This window comes from Streptomyces sp. NPDC048462 (genome assembly GCF_043200175.1).
Lineage (GTDB): Bacteria > Actinomycetota > Actinomycetes > Streptomycetales > Streptomycetaceae > Streptomyces.
The window spans coordinates 39,850-55,371 of the sequence record NZ_JBICXG010000023.1 but is presented as its reverse complement, the minus strand read 5'-3'; the positions used below and the strand labels follow the sequence as shown (position 1 = coordinate 55,371).

General features: G+C 69.8%; 9 protein-coding genes and 1 pseudogene. 3 read left to right on the top strand and 7 right to left on the bottom strand.

The annotated features are described in order from the left end of the window. The first annotated feature begins 151 nt into the window (after window positions 1-151). Complete coding sequence (locus ACGFU6_RS30045) at window positions 152-1,645, top strand: UDP-N-acetylmuramoyl-L-alanyl-D-glutamate--2,6-diaminopimelate ligase (RefSeq protein ID WP_393615430.1); 1,494 nt, start codon at window positions 152-154, stop codon at window positions 1,643-1,645. Window positions 1,646-1,700: 55 nt separating this feature from the next. Here ACGFU6_RS30045 and ACGFU6_RS30040 read toward each other — a convergent pair. From ACGFU6_RS30040 to ACGFU6_RS30020, 5 genes and pseudogenes are all read right to left on the bottom strand, one after another. Further along, window positions 1,701-2,153, bottom strand: a pseudogene (locus ACGFU6_RS30040) (GNAT family N-acetyltransferase); the annotation flags it as partial. Window positions 2,154-2,246: 93 nt separating this feature from the next. Continuing rightward, a complete protein-coding gene (locus ACGFU6_RS30035; RefSeq protein WP_393615429.1) occupies window positions 2,247-2,468 on the bottom strand; it encodes a hypothetical protein in 222 nt (73 codons plus the stop codon). 446 nt (window positions 2,469-2,914) lie between these two features. Further along, complete coding sequence (locus tag ACGFU6_RS30030) at window positions 2,915-3,844, bottom strand: TIGR03619 family F420-dependent LLM class oxidoreductase (protein WP_393615428.1); 930 nt, start codon at window positions 3,842-3,844, stop codon at window positions 2,915-2,917. A 70-nt stretch (window positions 3,845-3,914) separates the two neighbouring features. After that, complete coding sequence (locus ACGFU6_RS30025) at window positions 3,915-7,142, bottom strand: alpha-L-rhamnosidase (RefSeq protein WP_393615427.1); 3,228 nt, start codon at window positions 7,140-7,142, stop codon at window positions 3,915-3,917. Between the two features lie 467 nt (window positions 7,143-7,609). Next, complete coding sequence (locus ACGFU6_RS30020; protein WP_393615426.1) at window positions 7,610-8,248, bottom strand: DUF1707 domain-containing protein; 639 nt, start codon at window positions 8,246-8,248, stop codon at window positions 7,610-7,612. 862 nt (window positions 8,249-9,110) lie between these two features. On the opposite strand from ACGFU6_RS30020, the gene ACGFU6_RS30015 reads away from it, so the two are divergent. Next, window positions 9,111-12,509, top strand: a complete 3,399-nt coding sequence (locus ACGFU6_RS30015) for a CARDB domain-containing protein (RefSeq protein WP_393615424.1) — start codon at window positions 9,111-9,113, stop codon at window positions 12,507-12,509. A gap of 111 nt (window positions 12,510-12,620) precedes the next feature. Here ACGFU6_RS30015 and ACGFU6_RS30010 read toward each other — a convergent pair whose 3' ends face one another. Together ACGFU6_RS30010 and ACGFU6_RS30005 are read right to left on the bottom strand one after the other, a co-directional pair. Next, the gene (locus ACGFU6_RS30010; RefSeq protein WP_393615423.1) at window positions 12,621-13,457 is read right to left on the bottom strand and encodes an alpha/beta fold hydrolase; all 837 of its coding nucleotides are present in this window, start codon (window positions 13,455-13,457) and stop codon (window positions 12,621-12,623) included. Further along, complete coding sequence (locus tag ACGFU6_RS30005; protein WP_393615421.1) at window positions 13,454-14,047, bottom strand: TetR/AcrR family transcriptional regulator; 594 nt, start codon at window positions 14,045-14,047, stop codon at window positions 13,454-13,456. Before ACGFU6_RS30005 ends, ACGFU6_RS30010 begins: the two co-directional genes overlap by 4 nt. Before the next feature lie 533 nt (window positions 14,048-14,580). Between ACGFU6_RS30005 and ACGFU6_RS30000 the strand changes: the two genes are divergently transcribed. Then, window positions 14,581-15,474, top strand: a complete 894-nt coding sequence (locus tag ACGFU6_RS30000; RefSeq protein ID WP_393615510.1) for a sterol desaturase family protein — start codon at window positions 14,581-14,583, stop codon at window positions 15,472-15,474. The last annotated feature ends 48 nt before the right edge of the window (window positions 15,475-15,522 follow it).

Below are 15,522 nucleotides of genomic sequence, written 5' to 3'. Positions count from 1 at the left end.
TCCCCCCCCCCGCCCCCGTGTTTGCACCACCCTACCCCGGGCACCCCCCCCCCCCCCCCCCCCCCCGCGGCGCCCCCGGCGGGGGGGCCGCGCGGCAACCCCCGCGGGGGCCCCGGGCGGGGCCCCGGCCGCATCTTCGAGAGGACCCCGCATGAATCTGAGGGAGTTGCTGTCCGGGCACGATCACGAGGTCCTCCTCGGTGATCCTGAGACCCCGATCACCGCCGGAGCGTGCTTCGACGCCCATCGCGTGACCCCGGGTTCGCTCTACATCGCCGTGCCCGGCCACCTCGAAGGGGGGCCCGGGGCCGTCGGCCCGGCACTCGCGCGGGGAGCCGTCGCCGTGCTGGTGGACAGCGCGGCACCGGACATCCTGGCGGCGGTGCGGGCATCGGCCGGCGGCGCCTGCGTGGTGAGGGTCTCGGACACCCGTACGGCGGCCGCGGTCGTCACCTCCCGCTACTACGGAGAGCCCGGCCGGACCATGGACATGGTGGCCGTCACCGGCACCAACGGGAAGACCTCGGTCTCGTACATGGTCGAATCCGTGCTCAGGATCGCCGAGGGCGCCCGGGTCGGGGTGATCGGCACAGCCGGCAGCCGGATCGGTGACGAACTCATCCCGATGCCCCGCTCCGCCCTGAGCACACCGGAGTCACCTGACTTCCAGTACCTCCTGGGACACATGCGCGACCACGAGGTCGGCACGGTCGTCCTGGAGGCCACCTCGATGGGCCTGCTGCACCACCGGGTGGACCGGGCCTTCCTCGACGTCGGCATCTTCACCAACCTGACTCAGGACCACCTGGACGACCACGGCACCATGGAGAACTACCGCGACGCCAAGCTCCGCCTCTTCCAGGGGCTGTGCAGAAGCGCCGTGGTCAACGCGGACGACCCGGTGGGCGCGGCCATCGCCCCGACGATGCCGGGCAGGGTTGTCACGTACGGCATCGACAACGAGGCCGACTACCGGGCCACGGACCTGAGCATGAACGCCTTCGGGACCCGCTTCACCCTCCACCACGAGGGCGGCAAGTACCCAGCGGCGATCCCGGTCCCCGGACGCTTCTCCGTGTCCAACGCGCTGGCCTCCGTGGCCGCCTGCCACCTCCTGGGCCATGACCTCGCCGGACTGGTGGCCGCACTCGACCGGATGCCTCCGGTCCCCGGCCGGCTGGAGCGCTTCGAGACGCCGCGCGGCACCGCGGTGATCGTGGACTACGCCCACTCCCCGGACTCTCTGGACAAGGTCCTCGCCACCGTCCGCGACTTCTCGCGGGGAGGCAGGGTCATCACCGTCTTCGGCTGCGGCGGAGACCGCGACGTCACCAAGCGGGCCCGCATGGGCGAGATCGCCGGGACCCGCTCCGACCTCTGCGTCCTGACCTCGGACAACCCCAGGAACGAGGACCCCGAAGCGATCATGGACCAGATCGCACCGGGCCTGGAGGCCACCGGAACCAGGTTCGAACGCCGCGCGGACCGGCGCGCCGCGATCGCCTACGCCCTGGAGAACGCCGGACCCGACGACATCGTGCTGGTGGCGGGCAAGGGCAGCGAGCCGTTCCAGATCGTCGGCGAACAGCTGATCCCCTTCAGCGACATGGCGACCGTGCGCGAACTCGCCGCCCTCCAGGACTGACAACAGGCGCCCTGCCCCCGGCGGGCGGGGCGCCCAGGCCTACAGAGGCCGTCGGCAGCCTGAGATCGATGAACGGCACGCTGTCACCCGGAAGTACGTACCTCTCGGTCTCGACGAATCCGAGGCCCAGCGCGAACCGCAGTCCCTCGGGATTGGACTCCAGCACACAGGTCTCGATGACGTCGGCGCCGAGCCTTCGGGCTTCGGCCAGACCGTGCGCGTACAGCTGCCCGCCGAACCCCCGGCCGCGGTGGGCGGGCAGCACGCGCGCGATCACGGTGGCCGCCGACGAGTCCACGGCGGGCGGCCGTACGGTGGAGCAGCCCACCACGACGTCACCCAGATACGCGACCGCGAGCCGGTTGCGGCGGGACCGCTCGCCGACCTCCGGGAGGGAGAGGGCGGCGGTGGGAATGATCGTGTTGTGGACGTACTGCCACGCCACGAGCATGGCGTCGCCCTCGGCCCACTCGATACGGAGGTCGGTTGTCGCGGTCGTCGCACTCATCGCAGCAGGAAACCGCGCAGAGGGTGACGCGTCAAGCCGTGCCGGGCGGACGCGCGCTGACCGCCCGGCACCGGACAACCGGCCGGACCGGGATCAGGCGCCGAACCCGTGTGCGGTGAAGCCCGCCCGGCCCGCGAGCAGGGTCAGCTCCTCCACCCTCGCGGCTCGCAGGCACACCACCGGGTAGCAGTCCGATTCGATGTCGAGGACCGCCAACGCCGCACCGACGTCGCGGAAGTGCCGCCCGCAGGCCTCCAGGAACTCATAGGTCGGCAGCAGCATGTCGTCCGCCCCGACCAGTACCCAGGGATCCACCGACGGCTGGGACGCCAGCCCCCGCAGCCGGGCGCGGATCTCCTCGGAGCCCTCCTTCCGGTCCAGCTCCGCCAGCAGCCGGTGCTCGGCGAGCGCGTCGACGAGCGCTGTCCGGGCACCGGCCCGTCGATGCCGCGGTCCGCCAACGCGGCGCCATGGTCGCGCACGTACCCCGCAGGATCGTCGTGGGCGTGCAGGACCCGCGCGGCGACAGCCTCATGAGCCGGAGCGAGCAGGGCGGCGACAGCGGCCAGGGAGATGCGGGCTTCGTCGGCAGGGGACATGGTGAGCGCTCCTTCGGCAGCCGTGCGGCCGCGTCCGACAGAGTGAGGAGACGCCCTGTCCGGCGCCACGTGAAAACCCTGCCACAGGGGTACGACAACCGGCCCCGCACACCGGTCACAGCGCCCGCCCGGGACGGCCGCGCCGTCCCGGGCGGGCAGGGATCAGACCCCCGCGGCGCGCGCCGCCTCATACACCTCGGTCGCCACGTCGATGAACTCCGTGGCATCACGACACGTGCCCTGGAGGTCCAGCATCATCTCCGGAACCCCGGTCTCCGCGTGTGCCACCAGGTCCTCGACGATCTGCGCCACGCTTCCGTGGAACGGCTGCCGGCCGTCGCCCTCCACCGGCTTGGCGCTGTACCGCGCGTTGGCACGGACACAGACACCGAGCGGCCGCTCACGCCCCCGCTCGGCAGCGACGTCCCGCACCCGCTGCCACTGCTCGGCCAGCCGCGACGCCCCCGACGCGACGGGCATCCAGCCGTCGGCCCGGTCGACCAGCCGGCGAACGGCCCGGGGCCCGTTCGCCGCGAGCAGGACCGGGATGGGGCGAGCGGGTTTGGGCCCCACCTCGGACGGGGCGATCGTGGTGAGAGCCCCCTCGTACGCGACGGGGTCGGGACCCCAGACGGCCGCGCACACGTCGAGCAGCTCGTCCAGGACCGCGCCGCGCTGCTCGAAGGGAGCGACGGACGCGGCAGCGTACTCGTCCAGGGACCAGCCCGTGCCAAGACCCGCGATCACCCGGCCACCGCTGGCCGCGTCGAGTGAGGCGAGGGAACGGGCCAGCTGGAAGGGAACGTGGAGCGGCGCGACGAGAACGCTGGTGCCGAGCCGGGCGCGGCCGGTGGCCGCGGCGGCCAGCGTCAGGGTGATCAACGGGTCCGCGACGCTCCGGTACTTGTCCGGCCAGGCCAGCCCAGGGACCCCGTACAGCCCCTGGGTGGCCGGTTCGGGAAACAGGATCCGCTCGAAGACCCACAGGCTCTCGTACCCGGCCGCCTCCGCGGCCCGTGCCACGGCGGGGACGTCGCGGCCGATGTCGTACTGCCTCATCTGCGGAAGGCCAAGACCGAGCGGGATCGGCATACGTGTGACTCCCTCTGAGAGATGTATGGGACAACTACCTTACGGCGAACCCATAGTGACGGCGCGTCCTCTACGGAGAACCGACGCCCTGTGCCGAGAAGCGGTGGCTCCCCGAACCGACCCGGTACACCGCGCAGCCGTCCTCCTCGCGCAGGAACACCGCACGGGTGCGGTAGACGGACTTCGGGGCGTCGGCCGGGACCCACACCTCGGCGGTCGTGTTGGGAGGCACGGTGCACCGCAGATCGATGCCGCCCGAGCGCAGGCTCCAGTCCGTGGAGACGGGACCGTAGACCGAGGCGAACGTGGCGCGGGCCGATGTGACGGAGCCGCCCGGCCGGGGCCGGATGGCGATCTCGCGGTATCCGGGCCGGCCCGCCGCGATGCCGGCGATGTTCGCGTACATCCATTCACCGACCGATCCGTACGCGTAGTGGTTGAAGGAGTTCATGTCCGGGGTCTGGAAGCTGCCGTCGGGCTGGATGGAGTCCCAGCGCTCCCACATGGTGGTGGAGCCCTTGTCGATCTGGTAGCCCCAGCTGGGGAATGACCGCTGCTGGAGCAGACGGTAGGCGACATCGGTGTGCCCGGTGTCGGTCAGCACCGGCAGCAGCCTGGGCGTGCCGAGGAAGCCCGTCGACAGATGCCAGTCCTTGGCCTGGATCAGCGCGACGAGCCGGTCGGCCGCCGCCGTGCGCAGCGCGTCCGGCAGCAGGTCCATCGACAGGGAGAGGACGTAGGCCGTCTGCGTGTCGCCCTTCACTCTTCCCTCGGCCGTGACGTACGCGGCCTGGTACGCGGCGCGAATGCGCGAGAAGAGATCGAGGAACGGGGCCGGGTCCTCGCCCAGTTCCTTGGCCGTACGGGCCGCGAGGTCGGCGCTGTGCGCGAAGTACGCGGTCGCGATGACGTCCTTCGGTGTCTCGTCGGAGACGTTCAGCCAGTCGCCGTAACCACTGGCAGGCCGCAGCAGGCCGTCGCTGTTCTTCTCCAGGTACGTCAGCCAGGACCGGATGGACGGCCAGGCATCCTCGAGGACCTGCCGGTCCCCGTACGCCTGGTACAGCGACCAGGGGACCGTGACGCCCGCGTCGCCCCAGCCGGCCGCGCCGTTGCCGACGTTGCCGACGATGGGCGCCACGTCCGTGAAGGCGCCCTCGGCGGTCTGGGCGTCGCGCAGGTCCACCAGCCACTTGGTGAGGAATCGGGCCGACTCCATCGTGTAGGCCGCCGTCGGTGCGAAGACGTTGATGTCACCCGTCCACCCGAGACGCTCGTCGCGGGCGGGCGTGTCCGTCGGGATGGAGAGGAAGTTGCCGCGCTGGCCCCAGGTGATGTTGCTGTGCAGCTTGTTGAGCATGGGGACGTCGGTCTCGAACTCGAAGGTGAACGGAGCGGACGTGTGCATGACGCGGCCGGTCAGCGCACTGGCCGGGGGAGTGCCGGGCAGGCCGGTCACCTCGACGTAGCGGAATCCGTGGAAGGTGAAGCGCGGTTCGTACGTCTCGGCGCCGCCGCCCCTGAGGATGTAGGTGTCGGTCGCCGCGGCGCTGCGGAGATTCGCGGTGTAGACGGTGCCGTCGGGGTTCAGGACCTCGGCATGCCTCAGCCGCACCGTCGTGCCCGCCTTGCCGGAGAGGCGCAGCCGTACCGAACCGACCATGTTCTGGCCCAGATCGAAGACGAAGACGCCCGGCGAGGGCTCGGTCACCTTCCTGGCGGGCAGCTCCTTAGCCACCCGGACCGGACCGTCCACCTGCGCGACGACCAGTCGGGGCGCGCTCTCGACCGCGCCGGTGACCCCGGACCAGCTCCGGTCGTCGAAGCCGGGCGAGGTCCAGCCGGCGGTCTCCTTGCGCGCGTCGTACGTCTCCCCGCCCAGCAGATCGGCGGAGAGGATCGGCCCCGAGGCGGCCCGCCAGTCCGTGTCCGACGTGATGCGCCGGCTCGTCCCGTCCGTGAACTCGATCTCCAACTGGGCCAGCAGCGAAGGGCGCTCACCGTACTGATGGGGCCCGAACATGCCGACACTGCCCGCGTACCACCCCGGCGCCACAAAGGCGCCGATGGCATTCGCGCCGGACCGCAGGAGCGCGGTGACGTCGTACGTCTGGTACTGGACGCGCTCGCGGTAGTCCGTCCAGCCCGGAGCGAGCTGATCGCGCCCCACGCGGTGCCCGTTGAGATGGGCCTCGTACAGACCGAGAGCCGTGGCGTACAGGCGGGCCCGTGCGATCTTCTTGCGCGGCAGCTTGAACGCGCGGCGCAGCTGGTTGGCCGCGAACACGGCCGGCACGACCTTGCCCCAAGGCCCGCCACCCCAGGCGGCCGCCTCCTTGGCCGCCGGCCAGCCGCTGTCGTCGAAGCCGGCCCCGCGCCAGCCGTCGGCGGGTTCCTCGTCCGCCGCCTTCCAGGAGGCGTCGGTGACGACGCTCTGTTCGCCCGATGCCGTGCGCAGGCTGAGGGCGGCGATCAGACCGGCGGCCCCTTCGCTCGCGTTGGCCGCCGACACCGCGAGGACGTTGGGTCCCGCACGCAGCTGCGCGAGCACGTCGACCACCGCGGGGCGGCGCCAGCCGTCGTGGTCGGTCGCCAGGTCCGTACGCGCGACCTCGGTGCCGTTCACGGAGACCGTGTACACGTTGTCCGCGCTGATGGCGAGGGCCGCCGCGGTGATCCCGTCCGCGACATCGAAGGTGTGCCGGAACCAACGGGTGCCCTCCGGCGCGCTGCCGGCCGGATCGCCCTCGGGGAACCAGATCCAGGAGCTGTGCTCCAGCGACGGTGCGTCGGTGAGGTCCGGGGGAGCGGACACCCATGCGGCGGACCATTCGGCGGGATCCATCAGGCCGGTCTCCCACCACGAGGGCGCGCTCCAGCCGGACTCGCCACCGGCCGTGTCCCACACCCGTACGGACCAGTGGTAGCGCGTACGGGGTTTGAGCCGGGGCCCCGCGTACGGGACGAGGACGGACTCGCCGGACATCACCTTCCCGCTGTCCCAGACGTCCGGGCGCGACAGACCGGACTGGCTGGACGCGACCCGGACCTGATAGGCGCTCTGCTGGACGTCCGGCGCCGCCGAGGCGATCGGCCAGCTCAGCCGGGGGTGTTGCGCGTCGAGGCCCAGGGGATGCGACACGTACTCGACGGTCGGGCCGGTAACGCGTGGTGCACCGCGCCGTACCGGTGTCCGGTCGGGCACCGGCGCCGGTGCCGCCACGGCCGGTGCGACTCCGGCTGCCACGGCGCCCACCGTGGCAGCAGCGCTCGTCAGGATGTTCCGCCTGCTGATCAATGCGGCCCCTCACACAGAAGTGATGAATCGATTCATTGAATGGTCGTAGCTGAAGGTAGGGGCGTGGGAGGTGCGGGTCAATGAGCGTGCAGCGGGTTTCTCGCCGAAGCTGCGGCCGGACGCGTGTGCCTCATGTGCTTTGCCGCGCAGATGGGTTTGGCAATTGAACGGTTTCAATGGCTGGAAGTGATCTGCGCGGAGGATTGCTCCGCGAACCCTGCGGGAATCCCTGCCCGTTCACCGGATCAGGGTGATCGACATCCGGCGTGCAAGAGGCCGCCCCGGGGTGCGGCCGGCGGCCCTGGTGGGGCAAGTCTCAGTCGCCATGGACCCTCTGCACCAGCACGGAGGCGTGGCCGCACGAACCAGCGGTCATCGACGGTACGTGACGGTGCGCCACCTCGTGCGCGGGAGGCGGGCCGACCGCGACGCGCCTCCCGCGTCCATCGGCAGGCTGCCGCCGTCGCTCAGCGGCCGGGCTGCCCGGGTGTACGACGCAGCAGCTCCGACAGCTTCCGCCGAGGGGGCCGGGCGGTGAGGTCGCCGCCGCGGGACTGTCCGGCCACGAGCACGCGCAGGGCGGTGGGAACCCCGGTCTCCGGCGCCGGACGAATCCTGATGTCGCCGCTGCTGCGTTCCAGGCCGTCGGCGTCGACCACGATTCCGGGCCTGGTGACCAGGATCAGGTTCCCCCCGATCCGCAGGTCCACCTCGATGTGCAGGGTGCTGTGGGTGATCAGCGCGTCGGTGAAGTCGAGCTTCGCGTCGCAGAACATCAGACGGATCTCCATGCGGCGCGGAACCAGCCACCGTCCGGTGCGTGAGACATCACCGAAACGCTGGTCGATCCGGATGAGATCCTTGGCCTGCGAGGGCATTCCCTCGGAGGGCAGGTCGGCGGTCAACCGGGCCAGCTCGCCCGCGGTGCGGGCGGACAGTGCCGCGTCCAGGCGCTCGTCCAGCTCGCCGGCGGTGAGCCGGCCGTCGCCCGCGGCCACCTGGAGGATCTCCACCACCTGGTCCCGGTCCTTGTCCGATGCCCGCATGTCGGGCGGCCTTGTGCTGGGCTCGGAGGAGTCGCCGGTCGGACTGAGTTCACCCGTCATACCGGCATTCTGGTGCACCGTCCGGAGCGTCGCAACGTTGGCGATCACCCTCCTCACGAGCGCAGAACCACCGGACGGCTCCGGCGGGTTCGGACGCTTCCGTTGTGCGAGGCGGTCGGACCGCCGTGCTGCCGCCCGATGCCGTACGTGTGCCGCTGTCGCTCATTTACCCAACCCGATTCCCATCGAACGCAGTTGGATGCCAACGGGCGCCATTCTGTCCTGGGTCGAGGGCCGCTGAGTCCTCTTCGGTTCGGCGCGGGTACTCCTGCGACCCGGCCTTGGCTGGGCAGAGGTAGGAGCTGTCGGTGCAATGCGTGAATTCAAGTGCGCCAAGGGATGTTCGAAGTTGTGAGGCGTGGGGGCCTTCGGTGCGGACCGGGCGTATTCGCGTAGAAACTGCGTTTCTACGCGCGGGATGTGGCTGAACCCGCCTCCGATCGGCTGGCCGTCCGGCTGACGCACCGTTTCCGACGCCCGTCGTGGTGGGTGACTGTGAGTGGGTTCGTCGGACTGAGATCCGATGTATGGATCTTTCGGTGGAGCGGCGGCGGGTGAGTCCGCTCGCGTGCGACAACTGTCGGCGGTGCGCGGACCGTTGACAAAAGTGTGACCTGCTAGAAACCTGTCACCTCAACGCCGCAAAAAATTGACCAGATCACTCAAAATACTAGGCAATGAGCGTGAGTTTTCCGGCAGGTGGCTCTCTCTCCTTCCTGCCGGCGTACCTGATCGCCCCCCATCGGTGCACCGGCAGCCCACACCCCGGCCCTGACCGACCGCATGACGCACCCGCGTCACGCGGTCGGTGACGCGTCGTCGTGCCCTCCCGGTCCCGCAGCCCCACGGAACAGAGGACAGCATGAGATGGAAGCAGTTCAGATGGCGGTTCCTCATCGGCGCGGTCACAGCCGCGTTGATGACGGTCGGGATCCTGCCGGTCACCGCGTCAGCGGCCGTTCAGGGCCCCGACCTCGCTCTCGGTAAGCAGGCGACGGCCAGCGCCTCGAACGGCGCCTACTCGGCGTCGAACGTCACCGACGGCAGCCAGCAGACGTACTGGGAGAGCCCGGGTACGTTCCCGCAGTGGGTGCGGATCGACCTCGGGGCCCGGTTCGACGTCGACCAGGTGGTGCTGAAGCTGCCGAACACCTGGGAGGCGCGGACCCAGACGCTCTCCGTCCAGGGCAGCGCGGACGGGAGCGCCTTCAGTACCCTTTCCGCCTCGGCGGCACGAGTGTTCACGCCGTCGGCCGGCAATGCCGTGACCATCGGCCTCACCGCGAAGCAGACGCGTTACATCCGGGTGCAGGTGACGGCCAACACCGGCTGGAACGCCGCACAGCTCTCCCAGGTGGAGGTCTACGGACAGGACGGTGGCGACGACCCCGGCCCGGGACCGGCGGTCGGATCCAACCTGGCGCTGAACAAGCCGATCGAAGCCTCCTCGTACACGCAGAACTTCGTCGCGGCCAACGCCAATGACGACAAGACCGGCACGTACTGGGAGTCGAACGGCTACCCCTCGACGCTCACGGTGAAGCTCGGCGCCGACGCCGACCTCGAAGCCGTCGTCGTCAAGCTTTCCCCGGACCAGGCCTGGGCGGCCCGGACCCAGGGCCTGCAGGTGCTCGGCCGCTCCCAGTCCGCCACCGGCTTCACCTCGCTGAAGGACAGGGCCGACTACGCGTTCAGCCCCACCGGCAACGAGAACACGGTGACCATCCCGGTGACCGGGCGGTACGCGGACGTACAGCTCAAGTTCTTCTCCAACACCGGTGCTCCCGGTGCCCAGGTCGCCGAGGTCCAGGTCGTCGGCACCGCCGCGCCCAACCCGGACCTGACCGTCTCCGCACTGACGTGGTCGCCGTCCTCGCCGTCCGAGGCGGACGACGTGACCGTGACCGCCACCGTACGCAACACGGGTACGGCGCCGGCCGCCGCGACGACGGTCGATGTCAGCCTAGAAGGAGCGGTGGCCGGCAGCGCACCGGTGGGCGCCCTTGCCGCCGGCGCCTCGGACACCGTTTCGGTCAAGGTCGGCAAGCGGCCGATGGGCAGCTACAGCGTCTCGGCCGTGGTCGACCCGACCGACACGGTCATCGAGCAGGACAACACCAACAACAGCCGCACCGCGGCCTCGAAGCTCGTCGTCTCGCAGAGCCCCGGCCCCGACCTGGAGGTCGTCGGCATCACCTCCAGCCCGTCGAATCCCGCGGTGGGCTCCGCAGTCACCTTCACCGTGTCCGTGCACAACCGCGGCACCACGGCCGTGAGCGCGTCGACGGTCACCCGTCTCCTCGTGGAGAGCACCACGCTGAACGGCACGACCGGCGCGATCCCCGCGGGAGGAACGGTCACGGTCCCGATCGGCGGGAGCTGGACCGCGAAGAGCGGTGGCGCGAACCTGACCGCCACCGCCGACGCGACCGGCACTGTCGCCGAGACGAACGAGAACAACAACGTCTACTCGCGCTCCATCGTCGTCGGCCGGGGGGCCGCGGTCCCGTACACCGAGTACGAGGCGGAGAAGGGTGACTACCAGGGCACGCTGCTGACCTCGGACAAGGAGCGCACCTTCGGCCACACCAACTTCGCCACCGAGTCCTCGGGCCGCCAGTCGGTGCGGCTCAACTCCACCGGCCAGTACGTCGAGATCACCTCGACCGTCCCGTCCAACTCGATCGTCGTCCGCAACTCCGTCCCCGACTCCGCCGCAGGCGGTGGGGCAGAGGCCACGCTCAGCCTGTACGTCAACGGCACCTTCGCCCGCAAGCTGACCCTTTCCTCCAAGCACAGCTGGCTCTACGGCGACACGGACAGCCCCGAGGGTCTGACCAACCGGCCGGGCGGTGACGCCCGCAGGCTGTTCGACGAGTCCAACGCCCTGCTGGGCCAGAACTACCCCGCCGGTACGAAGTTCCGGCTCCAGCGCGACGCGGGCGACTCGGCGTCCTTCTACATCATCGACCTCGTCGACCTGGAGCAGGTGGCTCCGGCGGCCGCCCAGCCGGCCGGGTGCACCTCGATCACCAACTACGGAGCCGTCCCGAACGACGGGATCGACGACACGGACGCCATCCAGCGGGCCGTGACGGCCAACCAGAACGGTGACATCAGCTGCGTGTGGATTCCGCCGGGGCAGTGGCGGCAGGAGCAGAAGATCCTCACGGACGACCCGCTGAACCGGGGCCAGTACAACCAGGTCGGCATCAGTGACGTCACGATCCGGGGTGCCGGCATGTGGCACTCGCAGCTGTACACGCTGACCCCGCCGCAGGACGCGGGCGGCATCAACCACCCGCACGAGGGCAACTTCGGCTTCGACATCGACGACAACACCCAGATTTCCGACATCGCGATCTTCGGCTCCGGCACCATCCGGGGCGGTGACGGCAACGCCGAGGGCGGCGTCGGTCTCAACGGCCGCTTCGGCAAGGACACCAAGATCACCAACGTGTGGCTGGAGCACGCGAACGTCGGCGTGTGGGTCGGCCGCGACTACGACAACATCCCGGACCTCTGGGGACCGGGTGACGGCGTCGAGTTCACGGGCATGCGTATCCGCAACACCTACGCGGACGGCATCAACTTCGCCAACGGCACCCACAATTCATCGGTCTTCAACTCCTCCTTCAGGAACACCGGAGACGACTCGCTGGCCGTCTGGTCGAGCAAGTACGTGAAGAACCCGTCGGTGGACATCGGCCACGACAACCACTTCCGCAACAACACGATCCAGATGCCCTGGCGGGCCAACGGCATCGCGGTCTACGGCGGTTACGGCAACACGATCGAGAACAACATCGTCTCCGACACCATGAACTACCCGGGCATCATGCTGGCGACGGACCACGATCCACTGCCGTTCTCCGGGGAGACGCTGATCGCCAACAACGAGCTGTTCCGTACGGGCGGCGCGTTCTGGGGCGAGGCCCAGGAGTTCGGTGCCATCACGCTGTTCGCGTCCGGTCAGGACATCCCGGGGGTCACGATCCGGGACACCGACATCCACGACTCGACCTACGACGGGCTCCAGTTCAAATCGGGTGGCGGTTCCGTGCCCGGAGCGAAGATCTCGAACGTCCATATCGACAATTCCGTCAACGGCTCGGGAATCCTGGCCATGGGAGGCGCCAGGGGCAGTGCGACCCTGAGCAATGTGACCATCAGCGGCTCGGCCGACGGCGATGTCGTGGTCGAACCCGGTTCACAGTTCGTCATCAACGGCAGCGCCGGCAAGGCGTCCGCCAAGAAGTAGCTCCGGTCCTCGCACCGGACACGACCGGCCTCCGGCCGGCACGCCATGGGGACGTGCCGGCCGGAGGTACGTCCCCATGGCGTGCCGGCCATGATCACGCTCCGGTGCGCCTCAGGCGCGGAGGGCCTCGCGGAGGTGTCCGGCGAACTCGGCGGGATGCGTGCTCAGCCCGGTGTGCCCGCCGGGGAAGTGCCGGAGCCCCGTGCCGAGGTGCTCGGCCAGGAGGGCGGCCGGACGGTAGGGCAGCTCACCGCGTGAGTCCTGCCCGCACGCGAGAACGAGCCGGTCCGACAGCGCCTCCAGCCGGCTGACGTCCGGGGCGTAGGACATGAAGGCCGGGACGATACGCCCGACGAAGTAGGGCAGGTCGGCCATCGTCCGCTCGGCCCGCGCCGCCGCTTGCGGCGGCAGCCCGATTCCGGCCGCCGGCCCGGTGGTGTCACCTTCCTTCCGCAGCCCCGCCGCGAACAGCGCCATCGCCGGACCGAGCCCCTCCACACGGAACGTCTCGGTGACACGCGCGACGAGCGCGCGATGCGCGGGTGCGTCCGGAAGGAGCTCCACCATCGGCGGCTCGTGCGCCACGACGCGTTCGACGTCTTCGGCGTGGGCGGTCAGCAGGTGCACGGCGACGATCGCGCCCGAACTGGAGCCGAAGACACGAGCGGGCTCACCGGGCGAGAGCAGCCGCAGCAACCGGAAGGCGTCATCGGCGTGCTCGGCCACCCGCTGTTCGGCCCCGGGGTCGTCGAGTCCGCTGCGGGACATGCCGCGTGGGTCGAAGGTCGCGACGGTGTACTCGGCGGCCAGCTCGCCGGCGATCGGGTCGAATGACGCCGCGCCGCCCGTCCCGCCCGGAATCAGCAGCAGAAGCGGACCGCGGCCGCGTACCTCGTAGTGCAGGCTCGCGCCGTCCACACGGAGGCTGCCGATGGCCGGTTCCGTCATGCGGAGTCCCCTTCCCGGGCCGGGGGCCAGTGCTCCAGCAGGGTGTGCAGGGCATCGAGCGCCCGCACCCAGGAGTCCTGGGGTGAACGCGCGTGCCCGAAACCGCCCGAGGCCTCCAGGGCGACGAACCCGTGGAAGGTGCTGCGCAGCAACCGCACCGCGTCGGTCAGGTCGGGCTCCGCGAGTCCGTAGCCGCGCAGCATGCCGTAGGTCAGCTCGACCGCGCGCCGCGGTCCGGGCGCCTTCGCCGCCAGTTCGGGATCGATCTCCATGGGGGTCTGCGTCGCCGTGTAGCGGCCCGGATGTTCGTGGGCGTACTCGCGCCAGGCGTCCGCGAACGCGACCAGCGCGTCCCGGCCCGCCCGCCCGGCGGTCGCCTCCGCGATACGCATGGTCTTCTCGTCCGCCGCGAGCAGCGCGATCCGCCCACGCAGATCGTCAAGACCGCGGACGTGCGTGTAGAGGCTCGCGTCCTTCACGCCGAGCCGCCTTGCCACCTGAGACATGGTCACCCGTTCGAGCCCGGCCTCGTCCGCCAGCTCGGCACCCGCGATCGTCACCCGCTCGACTGTCAGTCCGGCCCTCGCCATGCGCCCTCCCAAGATCCTAAGGTTCCTAGATATAACCTAGGGCCACTAGGTTCGGCAACCCGGGTTGCCTGCCGGAGCGACTCGTCGCGAGCCCGCCGGTGAGCGAGAAATAAACGAAAAGAATACTAAGTAACCCACATCGGGGACAGCGGGGCTTCCTCCTATTTCCTCCGGACCGAACGTCCGGTTCAATGATCTCGGAGATCAGTCGAGGCGCTCGGGGGGAAATCTCATCAAGTCACCGGTCGAGGATTGAAGCCGCTGAGAGCGGAAAAGAATATATCGGGCTGCAGCGGGACGCCTCGTACGAGGCCATCGCATCGAATCAGTCTGAATCCTCGGCTACCCACATTCACCGTCCAGGGTACGTGGGTGCTTGCCATTCATTTTCCGTACGTCCCTGGGGTCTTCGGCTTGCGTGTCAAGTCGATGTCCCCTGGTTCCCCTTGCGTCGTCGCAGGCGGCGCGGTCGGTCAGCATTTCCATGGGAGGTGTTTCGGGTGTACGAATACGAAGGGCGCGCCGACGGCTTCATGCGCCCCGCGCGACGATTATCGAACGGGCTCCATCGGCAGCGAATTATCCGTTCGCTCGCTTATCCTCTGCTCCTGGCGGCCACCCTCGGAGTGGCTTCCGGTTCGCTGATACTGCACTGGGATCCCGGCCGGGTCAGCCCGCTTTTCCTGGTGGGCACTCTCATCTACCTGGCGATCCTCGAAAGGCTGATCCCGCACCGTCGGGACTGGCATCCCAGCCGGGCGGAATGGCGTTGGTACGGCGTCTACTTCCTCCTCACCATGGCCGGCAGCGCACTGGCGCAGCTCGGGGTGACGACCGCGGTCGGGAGGCTCGCACCGGCCGATCCGGCACTCCCGCTGTGGGCCGAGATCCCGGCCGCCCTGCTGAGCGGTTCGCTGGCCAGCTACCTGGTACACCGGCTGGGGCACGCCAACCCGCTGCTGTGGCGGCTGCACGGTGTGCACCACGTACCGCAGAAGGTCAACGTCGCGAACAACGGCGTCAACCACGTGCTGGACATCGTCCTGGCCCAGGGCGCCGTCCAGCTCACCCTGGCACTGGCTGGATTCTCCCGTGAGTCCGTGCTCGCCACGGGCCTGTTCGTGGCCGCGCAGGGCTACTTCGTCCACGCCAACATCGACGTACGCATCGGCAGGCTCAACCATTTCCTGGCCAGCCCCGAACAGCATCGTCTGCACCACAGCACGGATCTGTCCGAAGCGGGCCATTACGGCTCCGACCTGTCGTGCTGGGACCACTTCTTCGGAAGTTTCACCTGGCGGTCGGGCCGTGAGCCGGCCGAGGTCGGACTCAGCGACCCCACCTCCTTTCCCGGAACCGGCGAGATTCTCGGGAGCCTTCTCCACCCGTGGCGCCGTGCGAAGACGCCCGGGGGCGAGACCGGCTGACCCCGGGGCCCCGGGCCCGCACCACAGACTTCGGCGCTGCCTCCCGGC

What these genes read in the sequence shown, in the direction of transcription:
- ACGFU6_RS30010 (WP_393615423.1), bottom strand. Translation starts at nt 13,457, where the DNA reads ATGACGGAACCGGCCATCGGCAGCCTCCGTGTGGACGGCGCGAGCCTG.
- ACGFU6_RS30020 (WP_393615426.1), bottom strand. Translation starts at nt 8,248, where the DNA reads ATGACGGGTGAACTCAGTCCGACCGGCGACTCCTCCGAGCCCAGCACA.
- ACGFU6_RS30030 (WP_393615428.1), bottom strand. Translation starts at nt 3,844, where the DNA reads ATGCCGATCCCGCTCGGTCTTGGCCTTCCGCAGATGAGGCAGTACGAC.
- ACGFU6_RS30045 (WP_393615430.1), top strand. Translation starts at nt 152, where the DNA reads ATGAATCTGAGGGAGTTGCTGTCCGGGCACGATCACGAGGTCCTCCTC.
- ACGFU6_RS30015 (WP_393615424.1), top strand. Translation starts at nt 9,111, where the DNA reads ATGAGATGGAAGCAGTTCAGATGGCGGTTCCTCATCGGCGCGGTCACA.
- ACGFU6_RS30000 (WP_393615510.1), top strand. Translation starts at nt 14,581, where the DNA reads ATGCGCCCCGCGCGACGATTATCGAACGGGCTCCATCGGCAGCGAATT.
- ACGFU6_RS30005 (WP_393615421.1), bottom strand. Translation starts at nt 14,047, where the DNA reads ATGGCGAGGGCCGGACTGACAGTCGAGCGGGTGACGATCGCGGGTGCC.